Source organism: Microcoleus sp. N9_A2, assembly GCF_036701775.1.
Classification (GTDB): domain Bacteria; phylum Cyanobacteriota; class Cyanobacteriia; order Cyanobacteriales; family Microcoleaceae; genus Microcoleus.
Genome location: NZ_JAUBRH010000037.1, coordinates 27,580 through 53,526 on the forward strand (window position 1 = coordinate 27,580; position 25,947 = coordinate 53,526).

The following is a 25,947-nucleotide window of genomic DNA, read 5'->3' on the forward strand; positions in this document are numbered from 1 at the left end:
CCAGCGCACAAATTAAGAGCTTAACTTACCCCTTGCCGACTGTGGCCTAACCTAAGTATGATTCTGTTTGAATCCGCAACCAAAATCCTACCCAAGGTTTCAGCTTATGCCGTTCATGCCCTTCAATTTCCTGTTCCTATGGCTGGTGGGACTGCTGTCCATCGGCGTACTTGGCGGAGGTATATACATTATTTACGAATGGTACATCGGCGCACTTGTAGGGATTTCCTACTTAGTCAGCGGAGTCTTGATGCTTCTTTGGTGTGTTGGTGGCCGCTTTATCAGTTTGCCGTTGTTCCGCCGCCCCGGTGCTGATGAACCCAAGCCGACGCGGACGGGTACGGTGCAGCGGGTAGAGAGGCCTGATGGCACTATTTTACAAGTAGAATTCTACGGCCCAGAGGACGGACAGCCGATTATCCTCTCACATGGTTGGGGGCCGAACAGTATGGTTTGGTATTATGTGAAACGGCAACTTAGCGATCGCTTCCGAGTGATTGTTTGGGATCTTCCAGGTTTGGGAAAATCCACTAGACCAAAAAACAGCGACTACTCCCTAGAAAAATTTGCCCGCGATCTCGAAGCCGTGATTGCCCTAGCAGGAAATAAACCTGTTATCCTACTCGGACACAGCATTGGCGGCATGATTTCTCTCACATTCTGTCGGCTTTTCCCAGAACTTCTCGGTAGTCGAGTAGCTGGTTTAATTCTCGTAGATACCACTTATACTAATCCCGTCAAAACCTCTATTTTTAGCGGTTTATTGCGCGCTTTGCAGAAGCCGCTGCTGGAACCGATTCTCTACCTCGCCGCAGCTCTGGAACCCATTTTGTGGGCAATGACTTGGCTGAGCTATCTCAATGGTTCACTGCACATCAGTGTAGAATTATCGGGATTTAAAGGCACTGAAACGCGCGGTCAATTAGAGTTCTCCGCTTTATTATCAGCCTTGGGTTCTCCCGGGGTTCTGGCTCGCGGCACGCTGGCAATGTTCAAATTTGACGAAACAAAAACTTTGCGATCGATTGATATTCCTGTGTTGGTGATATGCGGCGATTCAGATATCGCAACTACCCCCCCAGCTAGCCTGCGGATGAAAGCAGAATTACCTCAAGCAGAGCTAGTTACTATCAAGCGAGGAGGACACATGGCATTAATGGAACATAACCAAGAGTTTGCCGAAGCTGTTAGGGCATTCAGCACTGGAATTTCCTAACTAAAAATGTGAGCTAAAATCCTGTAGGTTCAGTTAAAACAGTTTATTCCTCGGAGATCCCCCTAAATCCCCCTTAAGAAGGGGGACTTTGAGCAAGTTCTTGTCCCCCCTTTTTAAGCTATGCTTTATAAACATCTTTCTTAACAATAAATTTGAGAAAAATTAGCATCTGTGCTACTCAAGGAGCGTGCGAGCGCCAAGGAGTCAGGTTAAAATGATCAATCAATGGGTAAGGCAAGAATTAGAAAAAACTCTATTGGGAGACGCAAGAAGAACAAATAGATTCATGAAAATTGTCTCTAACTTGAGTGATAAACCAACATCCAGTGTACCTCAAGCTAGTGGTACATGGGCAGAAACTAAGGCTACTTACGATTTCTGGGATTCACCATACATCAAACCAGATCAGCTTAGGAGAGGACACGTAGATGCGACGCTTTCAAGAATTAAAAATCATCCAATTATCTGGGCAATACAAGATACAACCGAATTAAATTACACTACTCATAAAGCAGTCAAAGGAGTCGGATATCTTGATAATAAATATGCTCGGGGATTGAAAGTACATTCAACTTTGGCAGCAACAACACAGGGGCTACCATTAGGAATTATCGACCAATATGTGTGGGCTAGAGACATAAAATCTTTAGGTAAAGCTGCTCAACGTTCTCAAAAATCAACTGAAGAGAAAGAAAGTCAAAGATGGCTTGATGCTTTAAAAAACACGTCATCTATCATCCCTGATTCACAACAAGTAGTCACAATTGCCGATAGAGAAGCGGACTTTTATGACTTGTTTGCCTGTGCCAACCGTGAGCCAGCAGATTTTTTGATTCGAGCTACTCAAAACAGATGTTTAGAGTCTTGATCGAACCATCTTAAAGAAGAGATGGAATCGAGGGAGCCACAAGTCACAATGAGTGTGGAATTGAAACGCAATCCCACTCGACCATCTCGACTGGCAACTTTAACTATTCGGTATCAGACTTTAACTATTCAACCACCGCTTGCATCGTGCTAAAAAAGAACAATTAAATCCGATTGAACTGCAAGTTGTTTTAGTCAGAGAATCACAACCACCATCTGAATTAGAAGCAATTGAGTGGTGGTTGGTGACAAGTTTACCTATTACTTGTATTGAGGATGTGACTACTTATGTGAGATGGTATAGTTATCCTTGGTTGATTGAGCGTTATCATTATGTATTAAAAAGTGGTTGTGGTCTTGAGGAGCTACAATTAGAAACAGCAAAAAGGTTAGAAATGGCTTGAGCTACTTATTCTATTGTAGCTGTTTGCTTTATATTACTTATGAAGCTCGGCTCGCGACTGATGCCAGTTGTGAACTTATGTTAGAACCTCCAGAATGGCAGGCTCTTTATGCAACAATTTATCACAAAATTTATCCTCATTATTACCCACCGACTTGAGGGGAAGCGTTTGGTTGGATTGCTAAATTGGGAGGTTTTTTGGGACGGAAACATGATGGTGTTCCAGGAGTTAAGACTTTGTGGCGTGGATTGAGAAGATTGAATGATATTACGATGGGTTGGCTGCTATTTAATCAACTAAAAACAACTTAAATTGGTATTTGTTCAGGGTAAAATAGCTGTGATCACAAATTGTGTTGATGAGATAAGTGATAATTTTGCTCGCGCCGCCGTGAGCCAATGGCAGAAAAACATTTTATTCTGTTTGTCCAAAATGTGCTCTTGGGAAAAACCCCAAGAGCGCTTGAGAAAACTCATTGAAAGAGAGAGATATCAATCAACACTCTTTGCAGAAGAATTCGTATTTTATCAGAAACGATATCCCTAATCGCTCTTACACAAGTAGTTACTTTTGTCAAATTTATTGTTAAGAAAGATGTTTATAAAGCATAGCTTTTTAAGGGGGGCTAGGGGGGATCGAGACTCGGCGATAAACGAGAGATACAAAGAGTTTTTGTTTCCTACAGAAAACCCAGACTAACCCAACCCTTCAACTAACAAATTCCGGGCACTTTCCAACGCTGACTGCAACTTACTTGCATCGCGTCCTCCAGCTTGGGCTAAATTAGGCCGCCCGCCGCCTTTACCGCCGCAAAGTTGAGCAATTCCCCCTATAAACTTGCCAGCTTGCAATCCTTTCCGATTAACTTCAGGACTAAAAGCAGCCACCAAACTAACCTTATCCACATCAGCAACCGAAGCCAAAACAACCGCAGCATTTCCTAACTTTTGCTGCAACCTTTCCGCCGCAGTTTTCAGCGCTTCTGCATCCACATCTCCCAATTGAGCTACAATGATTTTGAATTCACCGAGCGCCTCAGCCGCATTTAACAACTGGTCAGATTTCGCGATCGCCAATTCCGACTTCACAGCAGCCAACTGTTTCTGAGTATCCTTCAACTCATTCTGCAAATTAGTAATCCGGTTGGGCAATTCTTCCGGCTTCGCCTTAAATCGATCGCCCAAATCGCGCACAACCCTGTCACGCACATTCAAATAGTCCAAAACAGCTTGGCCCGAAACCGCCTCAATCCGGCGAGTACCAGCCGCCACCCCCGCCTCGGAAACAATCTTAAACAGCCCGATTTCAGCCGTATTGTTGACGTGAGTTCCGCCGCACAATTCCATCGAAACGCCCGGAAAATCGATTACCCGCACCACGTCGCCGTACTTCTCGCCAAACATGGCTGTAGCGCCTTTTTCCCTCGCTTGGGCGATCGGCATTTCCGCAACATCCGCAGCGTGGGCTTCCGCAATCCAACTATTAACTAAGTCCTCAATTTTCTCCAACTCTTCTGCTGTCACAGCGCGGGGAGAATTGAAGTCAAAGCGCAATCTGTCTGTCGATACCAGGGAACCAGCTTGCGAAATTGAATCATCCACAATTTGCCGCAAAGCTGCTTGCAATAAGTGAGTTGCTGTGTGGTTAGCTTGAATTCGGCGGCGGCCGCTATTGTCAATTTTCGCAGTCAAACTATCGCCAACTTTTAGCGTTCCCCGTTCCACCAAGCCGAAATGCACGAAGAAATCCGATTCCTTCTTCACATCATCAACTCTCACCAACAAACCCTCGCCATTCTCTCCGCTTTTCAAATAACCTTTATCCCCTGTTTGTCCGCCGGATTCTGCATAAAACGGCGTTTGATTCAACACAACTTGTACCTCAGTTCCCGCCTGTGCTGATTCCACAGATTTACCGTCAACTAAGATAACTTTTATCTCAGCTAAAATCGACAATGCAGTATAACCGACAAACTCAGTTCCTTGGATAGTCTCAGCCAACTTATCCAATGAGCCCTGCACCGTCAAATCGATAGTTTGATGAGCTTCTTTGGCGCGAGTTTGCTGTTCCTTCATCGCGACTTCAAAGCCATCCAAATCAACAGTTATTCCCTGTTCTTCAGCAATTTCTTGTGTCAGTTCTAAGGGAAAACCGTAGGTATCGTAAAGCGTGAAGGCATCTTGACCGCTGATTTGTTGGTTGGCTTGCTGTTTTGTGCGATCGACAATTTCTTCCAGCAGCTTCTCTCCGCGTTCCAAAGTTTTGAGAAACTGCGCCTCTTCCCTTGCCAATTCTGCCTTAATTTGAGCTTCCCGCGATCGCACGTTGGGATACGCTGCTTCCGAAAGGGCGATCGCACTTTCAGCCACCCGCACCGTAAATTCGCCCTGAATTCCAATCAGTCGCCCGTGGCGCACCACCCGCCGAATCAACCGCCGCAAAATGTAACCGCGACCAACATTCGACGCACGAATTTCGTCCGCAATCATGTGCACCACAGCCCGAATATGATCGCCAATTACTTTCAGCGAAACCTTGACTTTTTCATCGCTATTGTGGTAATCAATTCCGGCAATTTCCGCCGCCGATTGGACGATCGGAAAAATCAAATCTGTTTCGTAATTGTTGGGGACTTTTTGGAGGATTTGCGCCATCCGTTCCAATCCCATCCCAGTATCAATATTTTGATTTTGCAGCGGTGTTAAATTGCCCTCTGCATCTTTATTGTACTGCATGAAAACCAGGTTATAAAATTCGATAAACCTGCTATCATCTTCGAGGTCGATATTATCGCCTCTTTCTGGATGAAAATCGTAGTAAATCTCGGAACAAGGGCCGCAGGGGCCTGTGGGGCCAGATTGCCAGAAATTGTCTGCTTCTCCCATGCGTTGAATTCGATCGCCCGGAATGCCAATTTCATCGCGCCAAATCGCAAAGGCTTCGTCATCTTCTCGGAAAACACTCACAACTAAATTGGACGCTGGTAAACCGAAAACTTCGGTGGAAAGTTCCCAAGCCCAGGCGATCGCCTGTTTCTTGAAATAATCCCCAAAACTGAAATTGCCCAACATCTCAAAAAACGTGTGGTGGCGGGCGGTGCGGCCCACGTTTTCGATGTCGTTGGTGCGGATGCACTTTTGCGAAGTGGTGGCGCGCGGCGAAGTGGCGGCGCGTTGACCGAGAAATATCGGCTTGAATTGTAGCATTCCGGCGATCGTCAGCAACACTGTCGGATCTTCGGGCACCAAAGAAGCGCTCGGTAATATTTTATGTCCGCGATCGGCATAAAATTGGAGGAAGGTTTCGCGGATTTCGCTACCACTGAGAAACTTAGGAGAAATAGACATGACAAAAATTGTTAAGTATGTAAAGATGTCGCAACAATATAATTTATAGGACTTACGCACGGATGTCCAGAAACCCGGTTTTTCAAATACAATACTTGCTTAAAATCCAATACGGTTCAATTAAGCCCGATCCCCCCTAACCCCCCTTCTTAAGGGGGGAACAAGAAAGCTCTCAAAGTCCCCCTTGCTTTCGGGGGATTTAGGGGGATCTCCGGGGAATCAACAGTGTTAACTGAACCGTATTTGCTTAAAATCGTCAATTTCGGTGAAAAAACCCGGTTTCTTTGTTCGGAGTGCGTGAGTCCTAACTTACATCTATGTGGATATTCATATCATTATACTTAGTAATGTAAAGACCTATCAAGTTTTGCAAAATGTGCTTTACTCCTCCCAAAGCTCGTGCTAACTTAATAATAGACACCGGGACAGAAAAAAACAGGAGGTCGCTATACTTAGAAACAAAGTTCGAGGTTATAGGCATGGTGTCTCCGGTCTAGATTCCCAGACGCAGCAGAAATTAACCGAACACAACTTGCAATAGTGGCAAACTGCCGATCGCGCAGTCAAGCCAAACCGCAGTCGAGTCAGACTTAGTTGTAGTTGCGGATTAAAAGTAAAGCTGCACAAGTTGTAAACCCTAGTAAGTAAAAGTTCTCAACCGGAAACACATCTCGTTTGTTAGAAAAAACAAAGCTCTCATATTATTGGGTCTGATCGCTGTCGATCGGGCCCTATGAATTTTTATAGGGCGATCGTAGGAGGAGAGAGGCAGAGTTCGACTGTATAAGTGCTTTCTGCCCAAAGGCAACATCCCTCGGAGCCGATCGGCGAGCGATCTGTGCAGCTTTTTAGTTATATATTATATATAATGGGACGTGTGGGCCAGCGCCCGCCCGCTTTTTGCCGGGGGTCAAGCGCTGTGGTATGAGGCACTGTCAAGATGCGATATGATTGAATATGTCAGTACAAGACATTAAAACCTACCGCGCTGTGCTGTATAGCAGCAAAATCTACGCTTCTATGAGCTTGCTGCAAGGCAAGGATAGCAAATCGCCATTGTTGGTGACAAGACCAGGCTCAAAAATTTGAATCTCAGGATATTTAGAGTCAAGACTCTAAAAAATCCCATCCCCGACGCAGGGGTGAGAGTTCAAAAAATAAAAGCCCGCCCACTCAAAAAAGCTAGTGCCACCAACAACGGTAGTAAATCACTAGCACAGTTCTTAAACTCACAATTTTAGGAGATTCGAGGTAAAAGCATGGCCGAAATAACTAAAGAAGAAATGCGGGAACGGCTGGGAAATATCGACCAGATCCGCGATATAATTTTTGGAGCGCAGCTTAGAGAATACGATAACCGCTTCGATAAAATAGATTCCGACTTGTCCATGATGCAGCAAGATATGCAAACTCGCATCGAACAAGTAAAAACAGTTCTTTCAGGAGAAATGAGGGCTGCAGTTGATTCGTTAGAAAAGAAAGTTAAATCGCTCACCTCAAACACCCAAGAAGAAAGCGCAGACATCCGTCAGCAAGTCGATCGCGTTAACCGCAAATTTTCCAGCAGCATGGAAGCCCTCGACGAGGCTATAGACAATCAAACCAATTCGCTTCGCGACGAACTCTCCCAAACCAGAGAGCGACTATCTGAAGAAACCCGCACTTTGAAAACACAGGTTTTTGAAGAGCTCGATCGTCGCTTTTCTATGCTCAGAGATGTTAAAGTTTCCAGAGACGACATGGCAGAAATTCTGTTTGAACTCGGTATGAGGCTCAAAGGAACAGAATTTGTGCCCGAACTTAAAGGCGTTGCGGATAATAAGTTAAATAACGAATTTCTGTTGCCGGAGCGCCACCATCACGGATAATAACGCATGGCTTTACCGAAAGAAAATCCGGCTGACGAAAATGAGTTAGAGGGTTTTGTTTCTCAACCTGACGAGTCTGCTGCTGATGCAGCAACCCAGCTAGAACCCTTGCTGAATCTGTTAGTAGATCTCAAAATCTTTGCGGCTTCCAAGCAGCAAAATGCAGATCCCGAAGATGACAGCAGTGACGAAAATAATCAAGCTGGGGCCCTCGGCGGGTTGATGGATTTGTTAAGTATTTCCTCCGCAGAGCCAGAGGAAATTGCAGCGCAGCAAAATCCAGAGTCCGAAGGTGACAGCAGAGACAAAAACGATCGAGCTGGGGCCCTCGGCGGGTTGATGGATTTTTTAGGTATTTCCTCAGAAAAGCAAGAGGAAGTTGCAGCGAGTGTACCCGAAACTGGCGATCGTAAACCGGAGTCTGGCGATTCCCCGTCTGTTGCAGACGAGTTCAAAAGTTTGCTATTCGCTACTCACAAACTCAACACTTCAGAACTGGAAAAAGACTATTCCTCAGCTAAAACTATAGATGTTTCCGCGATCGCCCAGCCGGATTTGGAGGAGGAATCAAAGCCTGTCGAAGAATTGTCTAACTTGACAATGAAAGATTCTCTACAGGAAGTAGAGGCTCAAAAATTTCAAGAGTTCGATCGGCAACAAGATGTTTCCCCTCCCGAAACCGAGTCAAAATCCTCGAAAATTTACAATGACTTCATAGTTTCCACAGTCTCAAAGTCACCAGAAATTGCATATTTAGATCCGGTGGTTCATAAGCTTCAATCGATGCCAAACTTGGTAGAACAGCCGACACCGATATCGCAGCCAGGAGAAATATTAGGCCAAATTAAACAGGATTTAAATGAAGCCGACAGCGCGATGGAAAGGCTGCAAAGTCTAATTTTCGGCTCCCAAATGTCGGATATCGAGCAAGTGAAAAATCTGCTGGCAGAAAACGATTTGCCGGGGGTGCGCCACCTGATGGCAAGCATCGACGATAAATTAGGAAAACTGGAGCACCAAATCTACGATCCCCAAGAGTTGATTGAGTTGATGCTGCCTTGGATAGCAGAAATTCTCAGCCGCAAAATTGCCGATTCCAGAGAAGAAGTTGTCAAGGCGATCGGGCCAATTATTGACGAAGTGATTAGGGCAAAAACTGTGGAAAATAAGTCGGCAATGAGTTCGGCAATCGCTGAATTGCTGCCCGACGCCCTTGCTCAACAAATAGTGAATTCGCCAGCGGATATTGCTAAGGCGATCGCCCCAGAAATTGGTCTGGCAATTAAAGAGCAAATTCGCCTTGACCAAGAGTCGATCGCTCAAGCCCTCGCCCCGGAAATGGGCAAAGCGATTACAGCCCAAATAGCACTCGAACGCGACTCTATGGTGGATGCGCTCTATCCCGTAATTGGCAGTACAATTTCCCGATACATGGCAGAAGCTATCAAGACAATCAATGAAAAAGTGTCAAATGCCCTCAGCGTCGAAGGAGTTCAGCGCAAAATTCGCTCCAAAGTACAAGGAGTCTCCGAAGCCGAATTAATCCTCAAAGAATCAGTACCCTTTACCATCCAAGCAGCATTCTTAATTCACAAAGCATCAGGCTTGGTTATTTCCGAAGTTCAAAACTCAGAAAGCTACCAGTTAGAATCAGAAATGGTAGCAGGAATGCTGACAGCTATTCGCAGCTTTGTTAACGAGTGCATCGTGCAGCCCGGAGAAGTTTCCGAACTCAATCAAATTGAATACGGCGACTCAAAAATTATGCTAGAAGTAGCGGGATATTGCTACATGGCAGTCGTGATCAAAGGAGAACCGCCACACTCGTTCATCAACAAACTGCGACAAACCGTTACTAATCTCATCCTTAATTATGCTGAAGTAATTCACGAGTTTAACGGCGATCCTGGTACTATACCGGAGTCGCTGCACCCGTTCATAAAAAATTTATTCGACCCGCTGCAAAGGGAAAAATCAACAAAACCCCCGATCGCCCTAGCTGCTATCAGTTTAGCCGCCTTGAGCTTAATCTTAGTACCTTGGGGAATTTATCAGTACCGCCGCAGCATCGACCTTCCCTTTGCAGCAAATACCGCTTTAGCTTTAGCATCGACCCCGGAATTAGCAGTTTACCGCTTAAGCGCCGACGTTGAGGGCAACACTCTCAAGTTAACCGGAAAATTGCCGAATCCAGAATTGCGAGCAAAAGCCGCACAAATAGCCGCATCAACTGCACCAAATATGAAATTAGACAATCAAATTATCGCTGTAGATGTCCCCCCAGATCCAGTTTTGACAGCGGGCGAGGTGCAGCGGATTACCGCTGTTTTGAACCAGAGGGAGGGCGTTTCTATTTCTAGTCGCTATGGCGATCGCAAAGTTACAGTAGAAGGCACAGTTATAGACGGTGCAGACGCACAGAAAATAGCTCAGTCCCTGAAGCAAATTCCCGGTGTTCAGTCAGTCATCAGCACTGTTAAATTAGACCCGCTGAAAATTACCACCCGCATCTACTTCCAGCAAGGAACGGCAACATTAGACTCAACATACGGAGAAATGATCGCCAGTGTCAAAAATTTCATGGATCAATATCCTCAAAAACAGATTAAGATAATTGGGCACAGCGATCGAACTGGCGAAGTTGCCACAAATCAACGGTTGTCGCTCCAGCGTGCCGCAGCAGTGCGAGATGCTTTAGTGCGTCAAGGTGCTGACCCCAAGCGCCTCCAAGCGATCGCCAGCCCCAATTCACCCGACGGCGTAGAACCCAATCAACCACTACTTTTGAGCAGATGCGTGGTATTTGAACCAATAACTAAGACCATAAACAGTAAATAATTATGTCAGTTACTATAGCTAAAAAAATGTGTATGATCGGCGATTTTGGCGTGGGCAAAACCAGCCTAATCCGCCGTTTTGTCGATCGGCAATTCAGCGACGAGTACCTCTCCACTGTCGGAGTCAAAATTTCCAGCAAAATTATTACATTAGAAAATATAAAACACCAAGAAAACGTCACAGCAAAGTTGCTGATTTGGGACTTAGAAGGGCATACAAAATTCAAAAGAATTGCACCGACTTACTTGCAGGGAGCTAGCGGCGTTTTAATCGTTGCCGATGTCAGCCGCTCAGAAACAGTTGAGCGAATATCCGAACACATTCAGCTTTTTTCTTCAGTCAATCCTAAAGGATCAATTATCGTCGCTTTGAACAAAGTAGACTTGATTGACGAGGAAAAATTGGCGCTGCTAGTGGAAATATCCCATTCGATAGGTCAAGACAAAGTAATAGCAGTTTACACGACATCTGCTAAAACAGGCAAAGACGTTGACGAAATTTTCTACAAACTAGCTTACACAATGGTAGAACAAGTATGAACCCCCTGTTAAGAAAGCTGTTAGGCCCGCGACAAACACAGTATTTTGTAGTCAATCACCATTTTATCATTCAGGCAACCTCCCCCGAAGTGCAGCATTATGCCGATATTCCGGGCGACGCTATACCCGGTGCAGATGCTCGCCTGAGTTTTCCCGAACTGATTGGCATTGAAAATATCCTCATGTCTATCATTATGGGACGGCTGCCGGGCTTTGAAGTCAAAGGTATCGCTCGGTTTGCCGAGCCGAACCGCCCTTTATACTTTGATATGTTGGCTATCAAATATGAAGAAGAACAAGAAGATGTGCTAAGTAAATTGCTAATTTTGATTGAAGATACCACCGAAAATATGGTGATGAAGCAATCGTTAATTCAGAGGGCGAATGAAGCTAATCTTTTGGTTAGTGCCTTAGCCGCTTCTAAAGATTATATAGATAAAGTTATTCGTTCGATGGGCGATGCTTTGTTGGTGACAACAACATTAGGAACTATTAAAACAATCAATCAATCTGCACAATGGTTATTTGGGTATAGCGAAGCAGAATTGCTCGGCAACCCCCTCTCCATAATAGTGGTAGAAGAAAAATTAATTTATCAAGCTCGCCACCGCTATATTTTGTCTCAAAAAGAGCTTCGTAGAGAACTAGAAATAGTCTGCACTACTAAAGCAGGAGAAGAAATTTGGGTAGAATTTTCCTGTTCGGCAATTCAGACAGAATTAGAGGGACTTTACAATTTCATTTATATAGGCAGGGACATCACAGAACGCAAACAACAAGAAATAGAAATTCGCCGCTCTTTGGCAAAAGAGCAAGAACTCAGACAGGTAAAATCTCGTTTTTTCTCGATGATCGCTCACGAATTTGGCAATCCTTTAAGTACAGTATTATTTGCTACTAAAATCCTCCAAGACTACGGCGACGAAATCACCCACGCGGAAAAACAACAATACCTGCAACACGTTAAATCAGCATCTCAACAAATGGCTCAGCTATTAGATGACGTGCGGTTGCTTAGCAGCGCCGAAGCAGGAAAACTCGAATTCTATCCCGCACCAGTTGACTTAAAAAAAATTTGCAGCGAGTTAGTAGAATCAATTAAAATTAGTTATGGAAAAAATCATACAATTAACTTTATTTATCAAGAATTAGTTACGCCAGCGAAACAAAATGATACCGACTCGCAGGAAACGCAACAGTTGCCCGCACTAGATCCAAAATTGCTGCGGCACATCTTGACAAATTTGCTGTCAAATGCTGTCAAATATTCGCCCCTCGACAGCCATATTTATTTTGAATTAAATTGTCAGAATAATGAAGAAGCTATATTTAAAATTAAAGACGCAGGCATAGGCATTCCTATAGAAGACCAAGAACAACTGTTTGAATCTTATTATCGAGCCAAAAATATCGGAAAAATACCCGGTACAGGACTGGGTTTATCCATAGTCAAGCACTGTGTAGATTTGCACGGAGGTCAAATCGAATTTTCCAGCGAGATAGGGTTAGGCACTACCTTTATAGTCAGAATTCCCTTTGAGAAACAGAGATAAATAGATTGATTTTAGATAATTTGAGCCAGAGGGCGCCTTCAATACTAAAAATCTCACATGAAAACCATGTTAAAAAAACTGTTAGTTCCCCACCACTTGGAGTACCTAGCACTTGATAAAAACTTTTTAATCCAAGAAATCTCTCTGCAAGTTCAGCGATTTGCCGACTCTCCCGACGAAGTAGTCGCCGGCAACGATGTCCGCATTCCCTTTCCAGAATTGGTGGGAACGGAAGAAATTTTAATTGATATTTTTGAAAAACGTTTGCCAAATTTTGAATTCAAAGCGATTACCCGGTTATTAGGAAATGATTCGAGGCTTTATTTTGATATGTATATCGTCGATTTCACCAATGACGAGAATTATCAGAGATTAATTATATTTTTTGAAGACGTAACTGATAGGATGGCTTTAGAACAAACTCTAGTACAAGCTACCAATGAAATGGATATTTTATTGAGTACCTTAGCGGCTACTAATAATTATGTTGAAAAAATTATTACTTCAATGGCCGAAGTTTTGTTGGTAACAACAGCCTCGGGAAAGATTAAAAAAGTCAATCAAGCGGCTCAAGATTTGTTCGGTTACAGTGAATCAGAATTAGTAGGCCAGAAAATAGACGCTCTTGCTGCTTTTGGCTCCTCTTTGCAAGCAGTCAGCCAAGAGGAGCCTCAACAATTGCCAACTAACGCCGAAGTAATTTGCACGGCAAAAACCGGAGAAAAGCTAACAGTTTCGTTTTCCTGTACGGCGATTTCGACTGATATTAAAGGTATTTCTGGCTCTGGGCCCGCCCTTCAAGATTTCGTTTACATCGGCCGCGATGTCACAGATAGACAGCGGGCTCGCAAGCGACAAATAACTCAGTACATCACCACTCGCATCCTGTCGGCATCCGAAACAATCAAAAAAGCTATAGCAGCAATTCTCCCCGTAATTTGTGACAGCTTGGGATGGGATACTGCCGAACTTTGGATGCCAGAATCTGGGGAAAAACTGCTGTCAGAAACTAAGAGAATAACTGCGGTTTCCGACCCCAATTTGCTTCGCTGCGTCGCCAGTTGGACAAAACGCTCAGTTTCTATCACCAAATTTGCCGAATTTACCGAACAAATGACTTGTGCATTTGGGGAAGGATTGCCCGGTTTAGTTTGGGCTAGCGGTTCCTCTCAGTGGATTGCAGATGTCACAAAAAGCGACAGTTGTCTGCGCCGAGAAATTGCTGCAGAAGAAGGACTGCACGGAGCTTTTGGTTTCCCAATTTTGGGCGGCTACGAGCCGGAAAAATCTGCCCGGTCTGTTTTGGGGGTGATGATTTTATTCAGTCGCGAAGTGCAGTGTTTTGATGAAGAATTGCTCCAGACAATGGCAACAATCGGTAGCCAAATCGGTCAATTTATCAAGCGCAAGCAAGCGGAAATAGCTTTGCGGCAAAGTGAAGAACAACTGCGAGACTTATTTGAGAATGCTACGGACTTAATTCAAAGTATTGGAGCCGACGGTCATTTTTTGTATGTAAATCGGGCTGGGCGGGAAACTCTGGGCTACAGCGAAGCAGAAATTGCTCAAATGACTATTTTTGATATCATTCATCCCAACAGTTCCCCAGAGTCTCTGGATATATTTTATAAAGCTATTACCCAAAAAACGGTAAATGAAAATACATTGTATCCCGACTCGATTGAACTAACGTTTATTACTAAATATCATGAAATAATTTTGCTTGAAGGCAGCATAAGCTGTAAATTTGCGGCAGGTTCGCTAGTAGCGATTCGCGCTATTTTGCGAGACATTACTGCTCGAAAAATGGCGGAAGACGCCCTAGCAAAATCTGTGTCCCTGCTGCTAGCAACTTTTGATTCTACTGCGGACGGTATTTTAGCGATTGACAGGAGCGGAAAAATCGTCACTTTCAATCGACAATTTGTGGAAATGTGGGGCATACCTAATGAAGTGATGGCACTGCGAGACGATCCCACAACGATCGCCTTTGTCCTGAACCAACTCAAAGACCCCCAAGCATTTCAAGAGAGAATAGAATCGCTTTACGAGCAGCCTGAAGCTGAAAGTTATGACTTGTTGGAATTTCAAGACGGCAGATTTTTTGAACGCTATTCGCAACCGCAGCGGCTGGGAGATACAATTATCGGCCGAGTCTGGAGTTACCACGACATTACGGAACGCAAGCAAGCAGAAGATGCCCTGCGGGAAGAGCAAGAAAAATCAGAAAAGCTGCTGTTAAATATCTTGCCCAAGGCAATAGCAGAACGCCTCAAGCAAAACGAAACTACTATTGCCGAATACTTTCCGGAAGTGACTGTTTTGTTTGCAGACATTGTGGGGTTTACTGCTTTGTCTGCCGTCATGAATCCGATCGAACTTGTGGAACTCCTGAATAAGATTTTCTCAGGATTCGACCTTTTGTGCGAACGGCACGGTTTAGAGAAAATCAAGACCATCGGCGACGCATATATGGCAGTAGGAGGACTGCCTGAACCCAGGGTAGACCACGCAGATGCGATCGCCCAAATGGCCCTAGATATGCAAGCAGAAATAGCCCGATTTAATGCTAGCCATAATAAATATTTTAGCATCCGTATCGGCATTCATAGTGGCCCGGTTGTTGCCGGAGTGATTGGTATAAAGAAGTTTATTTATGATTTATGGGGCGACACGGTAAATATTGCTTCCCGCATGGAATCTCAGGGTTTGCCTTGGCGGATTCAAGTGAGCGAAACTACTTATAAATTGTTGGAAAATAAATATTTATTTCAGGAGAGAGGAATGATTGAAGTTAAAGGCAAAGGGGGAATGAAAACTTATATTCTCATTGGCCGGAAATCAGGCAGCTCATCAGTCATAAGTCATCTGGCTGATGACTAAAAGTATTGCTAAAGTTAATTAGCAATACTTTTTGACCCAGACTAATGGAACTTGCTAATTTGTCGGCAAATTTACGATCGCCCGACGAAGCTGTCGATCGTCACCCTGTGACGGTTGCGCCCTCAACTTCCCTCGCAGAGGCGATCGCCCTGATGCGTCGGACGAGCAACCCTTGCCCACTGCCTAATTCACCTGCATTTCCCGACTCAAACGAAACTGTAAAAGCATCGATTAGTTGCGTCTTAGTTGTCGATGAAAATCAGCTAGTCGGACTGCTAAGCCCGGAAGATGTGCTGAACTTAGCCGCGGCCGAATACGGATGGCAAGGCATGAAAGTTGCCGACGCAATGACGCGGAATTTAATTGTCTTACAAGAATCAGAATTTACAGATCTTATTACCGCATTTAAGCTATTTTGTCAATACTCGATCGATTGCTTGCCAATTGTAGATGAACGGGGTCAGCCAGTAGGTTTAATCAGTGAAAAAAGTATTCGCCCCGCAATGTATAGCTGGATCGAGGCACTGAATCAAGAAGTGGCAAAACTCCAGGAACAATGCGAACTGTTAGAGGGCAATTGTGAACTAGAAAAAGTCAGCGATCGCAAAAATGCCGAAACAGCCCTGCGGGAGAGCGAGGCGCGCTACCGAGCAATTGTGGAAGACCAAACCGAACTGATTTGCCGCTACCTCCCCGACGGTAAAATCACATTTGTCAATCAAGCTTACTGCCGCTATTTCGGCGTGCAACCAGAAGACTTGCTCGGCAACAGCTTTATGCCACTGATCCCAGAAGCAGACCGAGAAATTTTTCCAGATCTATATACTTATGTGTCTCCCGACAAGCCTGTTTTTACCTGCGAACACCGAGTCATTTTGCCGAGCGGGGAAATTCGCACTCAGCAGTGGATCGATCGGGCTATCTTCGACGAAAGCGGACAAATCGTCGAGTATCAAGCTGCAGGCCGGGATGTCACGGATCGCAAACAAGCAGAAATCGCTTTGCAGCAGCTCAATGCAGACTTAGAAGTGCGAGTTCAGCAGGGCAATGAATCCTACGACATGGCAGTATCGGCCGCCAAAGTGGGGGTTTGGGACTGGAATTTGGAAACCGACGAAATTTACATCGATCGGTCTTTGAAAGCTTTGTTGGGCTATCAAGATGCAGAGATTTCCAACCGCGTGGAAAATTGGATGTCTCTGGTTCATCCCGACGATCGAGTTGCAGTCGCCGAAGCCGTAAATGCTTATCTAGAGGGCGTAACAGAAATTTTTGAAGTCGAACACCGGATGCTGCGCCAAGATGGCAGCATTTGCTGGCTGCTTGTTCGCGGCAGTGGGGTGCGATCGAAGAGTGGCAAGATTTGCCGCCTGACTGGCACTGACACCGACATTACCGATCGCAAATTGACCGAAGAAAAACTCCAAAGCTCCGAAGCCGAACTGCTGGCGCTGTTTAACGCCATGACGGATATCGTGCTGGTTTTCGACGCAAGCGGCCGCTACCTCAAAATCGCCCCCACGGCTCCCGAACTGCTGTACAAACCGGCTCCTGAAGTGCTGGGCAAAACCCTCGCCGAAATCTTCCCAGAAGCGGAAGCTAATTTTGCCCTGAGCCACATTCGCCAAACATTGGCATCTGGGCAAACCCACAGAGTTGAATACAGCATGGAAATTGGCTGCAAGTTATTTTGGTTTGATGCCAGTATTTCGCCGCTGGAGTTCGATCGGGTGATGTGGGTCGCCCGAGACATTACCGCTCGCAAACACGCAGAAGCTTCACTGCAAAAGAGCGAGGAAAAGTTTCGCAACTTATTTGACGATGCTCCGATCGCGATTGGTTTGGCAAGCGTGCGCGACTACCGCACGATCAAAGTGAATGAAGCTCACCGCCAGATGTTGGGCTACAGCGATTCGGAGTTGGCTACCATGACTTTTACTGAACTCACGCATCCAGAAGATTTACAAGCAGATGTCGAGCAAGTCAAGCAGTTGGTCTGCGGCAAGATTTCTCGCTTCCAAACGGAAAAACGCTTGATTAAGAAGAATGGCGAGCTGATGTGGGCAAACTTGACGGTGACGCTGATCCGCGATCGCGAGGGCATTCCTCTCTACAGCATGGGGGCGATCGAAGATATCAGTTATCGTAAGCGGGCAGAAATGGAATTTCAGCAGTTAAAAGAACGCCTGCAATTTTTGCTGGGTTCTAATCCGGCAGTAATTTTTACTGCCTCACCCACGGGAGATTTTTGTACTACTTACATTAGCGACAACGTTAAGGCAATCGTGGGCTACGACCCCCAAGAACTGTTAGCCGATTCTAAATTTTGGTTAAGCCGGATTCACCCTGAAGAGCGGCTCCAATTTCTAGCAAACTTTTATGATTTGTCCGAGGGTAAAAATTGCATTTGCGAGTACCGCTTTCTGCACCGAGACGGACTTTACCGCTGGCTACGGACGGAACTGAAACTATTGGTTGACAGCAGGAGCATTCCGATCGAAATTATTGGTTACGCCGCCGATATCACCAATTCTAAATACGCCGAAATAGCGCTGCAGCAGCAGTTCGAGCGAGAACGGCTCGTGGAGGCGATCGCCCGTCGTGTCCGCCAGTCTTTGCAATTAGAGGAAATTCTCAACACTACGGTTGCCGAACTCCAGCAAGTATTATTAGCCGATCGAGTTTTGGTTTATCAAATTTTACCCAAAAAGGGCGGGCGAGTCATTGCTGAAGCCGTGGCAGAAGGATGCAGCCAACTCGTGGATAGATATTTTGGCGAAGAGGTTTTTCCGGCCGAAAGTTATCAGCTTTATTTGCAAGGGCGAATTTGTGCGATTTCCGAACTAGATTCTCCCTGGATTACACCTTGTGTGGTGGAGTTTATGAAAGAAATTCAAGTTAGGGCAAAGTTAGTAGTGCCGATTATTCAGCACAGCCAGCTTTGGGGATTGCTGATTGCCCACCAATGCCATGACTCTCGTGAGTGGCAAGAATGGGAAATCAATTTATTTCACCAGTTGGTGAATCAATTAGCGATCGCCATTCACCAATCTCTACTCTACCAGCAACTGCAAGCTGAACTGAGCGACCGCAAACAAGCGGAAGCAAATTTGAAAAACTCCCTTAGAGAAAAAGAAATTTTGCTTAAAGAAATTCACCACCGCGTCAAAAACAACCTTTGCGTAGTTGCCAGTCTGTTAGAATTGCAATCGAACACAGTTGCCGACCCGCAAGTAAGCAAAATGTTTGAAGAAAGTCAGAATCGCCTTTATTCTATGGCTCTGATTCACGAAAAACTGTACCGCTCGACTAACCTAGCGCAAATTAATTTTGGCGAATATCTTGAAGATTTGGTAAGTAACTTGTTTCACTCTTACAATATTAGCAACAACCAAATTCAGTTGCAGGTATTAGCTGAGCCAATTTCCCTAAATCTTGAAACCGCTACTCCCTGCGGTTTAATTGCCAATGAATTGGTTTCAAATACCCTGAAACACGCTTTTCCTGATGCCACAAGTGGTACAGTTAGTGTAGAATGTTATCAAACGGGCGATGGAGAAATCAACCTCTTAGTTAAGGACAACGGCATCGGCTTTCCTCAAAACTTAGATTTTAGGAAAACTAACTCAATGGGCTTTCAAGTTGTCTGCACTTTAACCGAGCAGTTAGAAGGAACTATCGAAATATCCAGAAAAGTTGGGACAGCATTTCACTTAAAATTTAACGAGTTAAACTACTTTCAAAGATTGTAAAAATATGAGTTTTTCTGAAAAACCAATTAAGATTTTGATTGTCGAAGACGAACTGTTAATTGCTAAAAACTTATCCCCAAAATTAGAAAAGTTGGGATATCAAATCGCCGATATCGTTTCTTCAGGAGCCGATGCCATCCAGCGTGCGCGCGAACTAAGACCCGATTTAATTTTAATGGACATAGTTATCAAAGGCGACATTGACGGCATAGAAACAGCAGCAATAATTAATCAAGAATTAGATATACCAATTATCTATACAACTGCCTATGCCGACGACGAAACTTTGCAGCGAGCCGAAAATACTGGTTCTTACGGCTACCTCCTCAAACCTTTTAAAGAAAGAGAAATGCACGCCACTATCAAGATAGCACTTAGTAAACATCAAGAAGCAGTTAGTCTGAAAAATTTAATGGCGTTAGCAGCAGAAAAAAACGAAAATAGATCGCGCTTTATTTCAATGGCTTACCACGATTTAAACACTCCTTTAACTACTATACAGTTATCGGCTGAAATGTTAGAAGATAGCGACTTGCAGAGCAACCCCGAAACTACCCAAAAAAATGTTGATCGCATTAAAAAAGCCGTCAGTAATATGAGTGGTTTGCTGGAAGATATTTTAATGCTTAGCAAAGCAGAATCAGGCAAAATTTCCTTAAATTTAAATCCGATCAATGCGACGGATTTATGCAATTCTATTTTAGAAGAACTGCAACCTATCGTCACCGACAAACACATCCTAAATTTCCGCAGTCAAACAGATCCGCTGCACGCCAATCTCGACGCAAAACTACTCCACCACCTTCTGACTAATTTGCTTTCAAACGCCATTAAATATTCTCCAAACGGTGGCAAGGTAAGTTTAGACCTAATCTGCGAAAACCAACAAATAATTTTGTGCGTTCGAGATGAGGGAATTGGGATGACACCGGAATATCAAGGAAAACTATTTCAGCAGTTTGAACGGGGTGCTAATGTAGGCAAGATTAAAGGATCGGGTTTGGGACTCTGCATTGTTAAACACATAGTTGACCTGCACGGCGGTACAATAAGTGTGGAAAGTGCGATCGACAAAGGTACTACATTTATTGTCGTGCTACCTTTTGTAGTTAGTAGTTAGTAGTCATTAGTCATTAGTGATTAGTCATCAGTATCTGCGATGGGAGGGGCGGGTTTTTGAGTTCTGCGATTTGATGATATAAATTAGGGTGAACCCGCCCCTTGTATCTTGATATTTTATCTGTAGGGGCGAGTTTCACCAACCATCTATAATTCCAACTAACAATATACATAAACCCGCCCTCCCCACTAACAGTTAAAAGCTAACAGTTAACATTAGTCATTTCCAGTAAATCTATCCGGAGACAAAAGCTCGATCGCCCAATCTTCTCCTCCCCCCGCCGCCTTCGCAAATCGCTCAGCTAAAGCCGGCACAATAGCCAAAGGATTGCTCAAACCAGAAAAAACGTGCAATCCAGGGCGATCGGCAATCGGCCCCACTACGGGCAAATTATCAGCGCTAAATGCCACACTACACTCGTGCCAAGTTGCCGGTAAACCTGCCAACTCAGGCAAAACTTTGCTGATTCCTGCACGAATTGCCCTTTCGCTAGTTTCGCGATCGACTTTAGCATTCAAATCGCTCAACGTGCGAGACAATTGCCCGATCCGCAAACTGCCATCATTAAACCCAATTGCACCCACATCTAAAATCGGCGACAGCAACTCTTTACCAGGTTCATCCCAAAGAAAATCCACCTCAATTCTACTCGATTCAGCTTCCAATTCAAAACGTTTTAATACCGCAGGCATCACCAAAGTCCTGAGTTTTAAATCCACAGGTGCAGTTTCCAAAATCTCCGTGCGAGTAAAATAAACTCCCACAGAAACACCAGCCAGCTTCAGTAAACTCCGACTCCAACCTCCAGCACAAACCACAGCATTTTCACAACGATAAATTCCCTGCGCCGTCTTGACTCCCGAAATCTGATTTCCCTCTTCTATAAACCCAATTACTTCAGCAAATTCTATAGTGCCTCCCAACCGTAGAAACCCTTGACAATAAGCTTTATTTGTGGCAGTCGGCGAAATGTGACCGTGGCGCACAGTCAGAGCTCCGGCGATCGCACTTTTATTCAGCAAAGGTTCCAACTCCCCAGCTTCTGCAACACTCAAAAGCTGCGGGGGAATTGCAAAATGCGCGTAATTAGTCGCAACTTTTTCGGCATCAGTACCCGCATCAATTGTCAGCAACAAATCCAACTCGCGAAACTCAGTATCAGCATCTAATTCCGCCGATAAATTGCGGTGGCGTTCGATACCTTCCCGACACAATTGGCGAGTTAAATCAGTCGTTCCCGACCAATAAGCCAAGCCACCATAACTAAAACGAGTAGCATTTTGCATGGTAGCATCTCGTTCCAAAAGCAGCACAGCAAAACCTTTTTTTGCCAGTTCGTAACTCAGTGATGCACCCGTAATGCCGCCGCCGACAACAATCCAATCGCAACTTTTCATGAGCAACTCAAAGGGAAGGAAAATATCATGCTTAGATTTTAGCTTAGGTTTTTTCGGAACGAATCGAAAAACCTCTACCTACAGGAAGAGGCTGCCTGCGATCGGCATAACTGAAACTTCCACCCGTCGGGAGATGTTTGCGTAGAGATATTTTTCGTTCAATAGTAGGAATTAGAGTCAGCAAAAAATTAGAAGTACCAGAGAGGTTTTTATGAGTATCGACAAACCAGGCAAAGATATGGAGCGCACAGTCAATCCGGGCGATCGCATTTCCGACAAACCGCAAACCATCGAAGAAAAAGCCAAGCAACTGGCAGTTGACCACGTACCCGACATCACGGGAGATGTTGTTACAGTTCCAACTTATGTGATCGTAGAAGAACCCGATGGGGAAAAGAAAGCTTTGCACCACGTCAAAGACGCCGATGAAATTTCCGACGTAATTCGGCAGGCCCGCGTTGACGAAAATGGCGAGCGGATTTGGGATTAAGTTCAATCCAATAAAAACGGGCTTTGTAGGTAGAACACTAATCGCTAGAAATCATGGAAACAAATCAAATAAATAATACGCCCTATCCCAATATTCCGCCGATTCTCGAAAGTGATGACACAGAGTATCGCGATGCCGGAATTACAAGTACAGTTTCAGTTGCAGGCCATCCCCTCCACCCAGTGCTGATCGTGTTTCCTGTAGCCTTTTTAGTAGGAGCCGCCGGCACGGATATCGGTTATTGGCTGACAAGCGATCCGTTTTGGGCGAGAGCTTCGGTTTGGCTGATCGGTTGCGGTTTTGGTGCGGGGATTTTGGCTGGGATCACGGGCTTTTTAGATTTTACGAGAATTAAAAGAGTGCGCGAGCGCAGTGCTGGTTGGTTGCACATGGGCGGCAATGTGGCGGCTCTCGTACTTTCCCTGATTAACCTGCTGTTGCGACAGGGAAATCCGGCCCAGCCGATCGTATATACAGGTTTAGCAATATCGATCGTCGTGGCAACCTTGCTGGGCATTACAGGCTGGTTCGGCGGCGAACTAAGTTTTCGTCACAAAGTCGGTGTCATCGGCCCTACCAGTCCAAATCAGTAGGTTTCTGAGGGTTTTTAGTAGGGACTTCAATCCTCTAGATTGAATAAATTAGGACTAATACCAATTTTTTATGAGGCTGCATAGAATTAGATCCCCCCTAGCCCCCCCTTAATAAGGGCTACGGTGTACACACAAGTCATGAGATCCCTTAAAAAGGGGGGAACCGGAGTCAAAGTCCCCCTTTTTAAGGGGGATTTAGGGGGATCTCCGAGGATTTTGGTTCTACACAGAGATGTGTGTACACGGTAGCCTTAAAAGGGGGGGACAAGGATGCCCTCAAAGTCCCCCTTGCTTTCGGGGGATGCGAGGGGGATCTCCGGGGTATAAATACTGTTAAGTGAACCGTATTGAATTATCAACCACCCAGCAGCGACTAATGACTAATAACTCATGACTAACTCAAAAAAAAAGAGGGAAAATTCCCTCTCTTAATAACACTAACTGCGATGTTATTCTTCCGTCGCAGGAGGGATTTCTTCCTCTACATCTAATACTGCTTCTGCTGCGACTTCCGGTGCGGCTTCTGCTGCTACTTCGGGTGTGGCTTCTGCTGCTACCTCTGGTGCGGCTTCTGCTGCTACCTCTGGTGCGGCTTCTGCTGCTACTTCTGGTGCGGCTTCTGCTGCTACTTCTGGTGCGGCTTCTGCTGCTACTTCGGGCTCATCCTCTTCCATTGCTGAGGGTACATCTTCGAGTATTTCGTCGGAGATATCATCATCAACATCAGTTGAGTCTACAGGAACATCTATGCCTGCTTTAGCTTGCTTTTGAGCGAGCATTTTCTCCCGGAACTTAGCTGCCATTTCTTCAGCTTTTTCATAAACCAATTCGCGATTTTTGACCATCGCGCCCGGTTCCGGTTCCAACTGCTTGGTGGAGAGAGAAATCCGGCCTCTCTCAGCATCCAAGTCAATGATCATCACTTTCACTTCGTCGTTGACATTGAAGACGCTATGAGGCGTATCGATGTGGTCGTGCGAAATTTCCGAAATGTGCAGCAAGCCGCTGACACCACCGATGTCGATAAACGCACCGTAAGGCTTGATACCGCGTACTGTACCGATGACCACTTCCCCGACTTCGAGGCGGTTCATCTTGCGTTCGACTAAGGCGCGACGATGACTCAACACTAGGCGGTTGCGGTCTTCGTCTACCTCTAAGAATTTTAATGGTAATTCTTCGGCGACTAATTCTTCCTTCGGTTTGCGGGTACTGATGTGAGAACCGGGAATAAAGCCTCGCAAGCCTTCAATTCTGACAAGTGCGCCGCCTCGGTTGGTGGCAAATACTTGCGATCGCACAGTAGCATCTTCTGCTTGCAGTTGTCGCACTCTTTCCCAAGCCCGCATATACTCGATGCGCCGGATGGACAGGGTTAATTGTCCGTCTTCGTTTTCATCGGTGAGGATGAAAAATTCTCTGGTTTCGTTTGATTGCAATACCTCTTCAGGGCTTTCGACTCGATTGATGGACATTTCCTGAATGGGAATGTACGCTGCTGTTTTAGCACCGATATCAATCAGAGCGCCCCTGGGTTCTATACTAAAAACTGTACCGGCTACTACGTCGCCCGGGCTAAAGTGATAGTCATATTTATCGAGTAGCGCTGCAAAATCTTCGTGAGTAAAGCCGATGTCTTTGACTGTGGTTTTGAGATTGACCATGCGAATAGTTTCCTAGGATTTCTCTCCTTCATGTTTTTCATTGGTGCCGGCAGATATTAGAGATTTTGGTGAAAAAGCGGTTAACTTCTTACAAAATCTTTTACTAAAGTCAGTTTTTGCTAACTTTCCCCCGGTGCAACTGCACATCCGGGCTTGCCATTACTGTTACTCCAAGCTCTGTGTTAAAACTTTTCATCTTACACATTGCAGAGTCAAGTAGACTATTGTGACACTCTCAGGTATAAATAAACTGAGATTCTTTATGCAGCTAGCTGACTTGCTGGTGACAGGATTACTCTTGTCTAAGTAGAGGTCGCTTTTTAGAGAAGCATAAATTCCGGTATGCCCTACCGTATTTAATTAGTCACCGACCTGTATTTCAATACGGTTGAGCTAACGCTGTTTATTGCCCGGATATCCCCCTAAATCCCCCTTAATAAGGGGGACGGAAGAGAATACTCTTGTCCCCCCTTTTTTAAGGGGGGCTAGGGGGGATCTGGCTTAACTAAACCGTATTGACCTTTAGTTAGGTTTTGTTCAAATTTAGCTTTCCTAAACTGCAACACCTATCGGTGTGACTACGCACTCAACTAATTTAGTTGAGTTTTTACGTTGTCTAGTGATACTCAATTTTAGACCGATGATGATCATATCATACCCAGCACTGTTACTGAGAAAAAAGAACGCTCGCTCGACTGAGAGTCCCTTGAGTCGATCGAACTCCGGGGCTTCCTCGCGATACGGTTTTCCATCTCCCAGAATATTTCTCTAAATTAATTTGAGCGAGTTTAGCTGGGAGTCGCGCAGGATGCGGGGCTTTCTCGATCGACTGCTTCGGAATCCGGCAAATCTGCGTCAAAATTTGTCCCAGTTTCTGTAACTTCAGCTTCGTTGAGGGGATTCTGAAGGTGATTTAGGGTATCTACAAAATCTCGGATGCCTCGAAATTGCCGATATACGGAGGCAAAACGGACATAAGCGACTTCGCTGAGCGGCCGCAGGTGCAACAGCACCAGTTCCCCTATTTCTGAACTGGCGATTTCTCGGAGCGATCGACCTTGGAGTTGCGCCTCGATTTCTTCTGCCAGAGTTTCGAGATGCCCGGAAGACAAACCTGTTTTTTCGCAGGCCCGAATCAATCCCCTGACTAATTTTGACCTGTCAAAAGATTCGCGCTTGCCGTCCCGCTTGATCACCGTAATCGGCACAAATTCTATGCGTTCGTAAGTTGTGAAGCGGTGCTGGCAGCTCAAACACTCACGCCGCCGACGGATGCTTTGACCTGATTCGGCTGAACGCGATTCTAGAACGCGACTATTTGTGTGTTGGCAGGAGGAACAGCGCATGATTGCTGATTTTAAAAGGCATCGCCAGCAAATTGCCATTCATCTAACCGCCTGGGGTCTGATGAATGGC

At 45.2% G+C, this 25,947-nt stretch carries 15 protein-coding genes and 1 pseudogene; 12 read left to right on the top strand and 4 right to left on the bottom strand.

All coding sequences use genetic code 11. The features are described from left to right. The first annotated feature begins 115 nt into the window (after nt 1–115). Both QUA44_RS19815 and QUA44_RS19820 read left to right on the top strand, forming a co-directional pair. Nucleotides 116–1,216, top strand: coding sequence for an alpha/beta hydrolase (locus tag QUA44_RS19815; protein ID WP_333309870.1), 1,101 nt, complete (start codon nt 116–118; stop codon nt 1,214–1,216). 217 nt (nt 1,217–1,433) lie between these two features. Beyond that, a pseudogene (locus QUA44_RS19820) lies at nt 1,434–2,798 on the top strand (IS4 family transposase). A 384-nt stretch (nt 2,799–3,182) separates the two neighbouring features. Here the strand turns inward: QUA44_RS19820 and alaS are convergent. Continuing rightward, complete coding sequence (gene alaS, locus QUA44_RS19825; RefSeq protein ID WP_333253600.1) at nt 3,183–5,834, bottom strand: alanine--tRNA ligase; 2,652 nt, start codon at nt 5,832–5,834, stop codon at nt 3,183–3,185. A 957-nt stretch (nt 5,835–6,791) separates the two neighbouring features. On the opposite strand from alaS, the gene QUA44_RS19830 reads away from it, so the two are divergent. From QUA44_RS19830 to QUA44_RS19865, 8 genes are all read left to right on the top strand, one after another. Next, nucleotides 6,792–6,923, top strand: a complete 132-nt coding sequence (locus QUA44_RS19830) for a hypothetical protein (RefSeq protein ID WP_333253597.1) — start codon at nt 6,792–6,794, stop codon at nt 6,921–6,923. A gap of 170 nt (nt 6,924–7,093) precedes the next feature. Continuing rightward, the gene (locus tag QUA44_RS19835) at nt 7,094–7,702 is read left to right on the top strand and encodes a hypothetical protein (RefSeq protein WP_333253595.1); all 609 of its coding nucleotides are present in this window, start codon (nt 7,094–7,096) and stop codon (nt 7,700–7,702) included. Nucleotides 7,703–7,708: 6 nt separating this feature from the next. Beyond that, entirely contained in the window at nt 7,709–10,540 is a 2,832-nt protein-coding gene (locus tag QUA44_RS19840; RefSeq protein ID WP_333253593.1) for an OmpA family protein, read from the top strand. A 2-nt stretch (nt 10,541–10,542) separates the two neighbouring features. Beyond that, nucleotides 10,543–11,079, top strand: coding sequence for a Rab family GTPase (locus QUA44_RS19845; RefSeq protein WP_333253591.1), 537 nt, complete (start codon nt 10,543–10,545; stop codon nt 11,077–11,079). Then, complete coding sequence (locus QUA44_RS19850) at nt 11,076–12,632, top strand: PAS domain-containing sensor histidine kinase (RefSeq protein WP_333253589.1); 1,557 nt, start codon at nt 11,076–11,078, stop codon at nt 12,630–12,632. The genes QUA44_RS19845 and QUA44_RS19850 overlap by 4 nt, the downstream gene beginning before the upstream one ends. 57 nt (nt 12,633–12,689) lie before the next feature. Further along, entirely contained in the window at nt 12,690–15,515 is a 2,826-nt protein-coding gene (locus QUA44_RS19855; RefSeq protein WP_333276675.1) for an adenylate/guanylate cyclase domain-containing protein, read from the top strand. 44 nt (nt 15,516–15,559) lie between these two features. Then, on the top strand, nt 15,560–19,267 hold the full coding sequence (locus QUA44_RS19860) for a PAS domain S-box protein (RefSeq protein ID WP_333253585.1): 3,708 nt from the start codon (nt 15,560–15,562) through the stop codon (nt 19,265–19,267). Between the two features lie 4 nt (nt 19,268–19,271). Then, nucleotides 19,272–20,387 carry an ATP-binding protein gene (locus QUA44_RS19865; RefSeq protein WP_333253583.1) on the top strand — a complete coding sequence of 372 codons (1,116 nt, stop codon included), beginning with the start codon at nt 19,272–19,274 and terminating at the stop codon, nt 20,385–20,387. A 215-nt stretch (nt 20,388–20,602) separates the two neighbouring features. Here the strand turns inward: QUA44_RS19865 and QUA44_RS19870 are convergent, their stop codons facing one another. Continuing rightward, entirely contained in the window at nt 20,603–21,784 is a 1,182-nt protein-coding gene (locus QUA44_RS19870) for an FAD-binding oxidoreductase (RefSeq protein WP_333253581.1), read from the bottom strand. Between the two features lie 211 nt (nt 21,785–21,995). On the opposite strand from QUA44_RS19870, the gene QUA44_RS19875 reads away from it, so the two are divergent. Both QUA44_RS19875 and QUA44_RS19880 read left to right on the top strand, forming a co-directional pair. Next, entirely contained in the window at nt 21,996–22,274 is a 279-nt protein-coding gene (locus QUA44_RS19875; protein WP_333253578.1) for a hypothetical protein, read from the top strand. 53 nt (nt 22,275–22,327) lie between these two features. Then, a complete protein-coding gene (locus QUA44_RS19880; RefSeq protein ID WP_333253576.1) occupies nt 22,328–22,867 on the top strand; it encodes a DUF2231 domain-containing protein in 540 nt (179 codons plus the stop codon). Nucleotides 22,868–23,316: 449 nt separating this feature from the next. Here QUA44_RS19880 and QUA44_RS19885 read toward each other — a convergent pair whose 3' ends face one another. Both QUA44_RS19885 and nrdR read right to left on the bottom strand, forming a co-directional pair. Continuing rightward, entirely contained in the window at nt 23,317–24,531 is a 1,215-nt protein-coding gene (locus tag QUA44_RS19885) for a 30S ribosomal protein S1 (RefSeq protein ID WP_333253574.1), read from the bottom strand. A 788-nt stretch (nt 24,532–25,319) separates the two neighbouring features. After that, nucleotides 25,320–25,877, bottom strand: a complete 558-nt coding sequence (nrdR, locus tag QUA44_RS19890) for a transcriptional regulator NrdR (RefSeq protein ID WP_333253570.1) — start codon at nt 25,875–25,877, stop codon at nt 25,320–25,322. Nucleotides 25,878–25,947 lie beyond the last annotated feature (70 nt).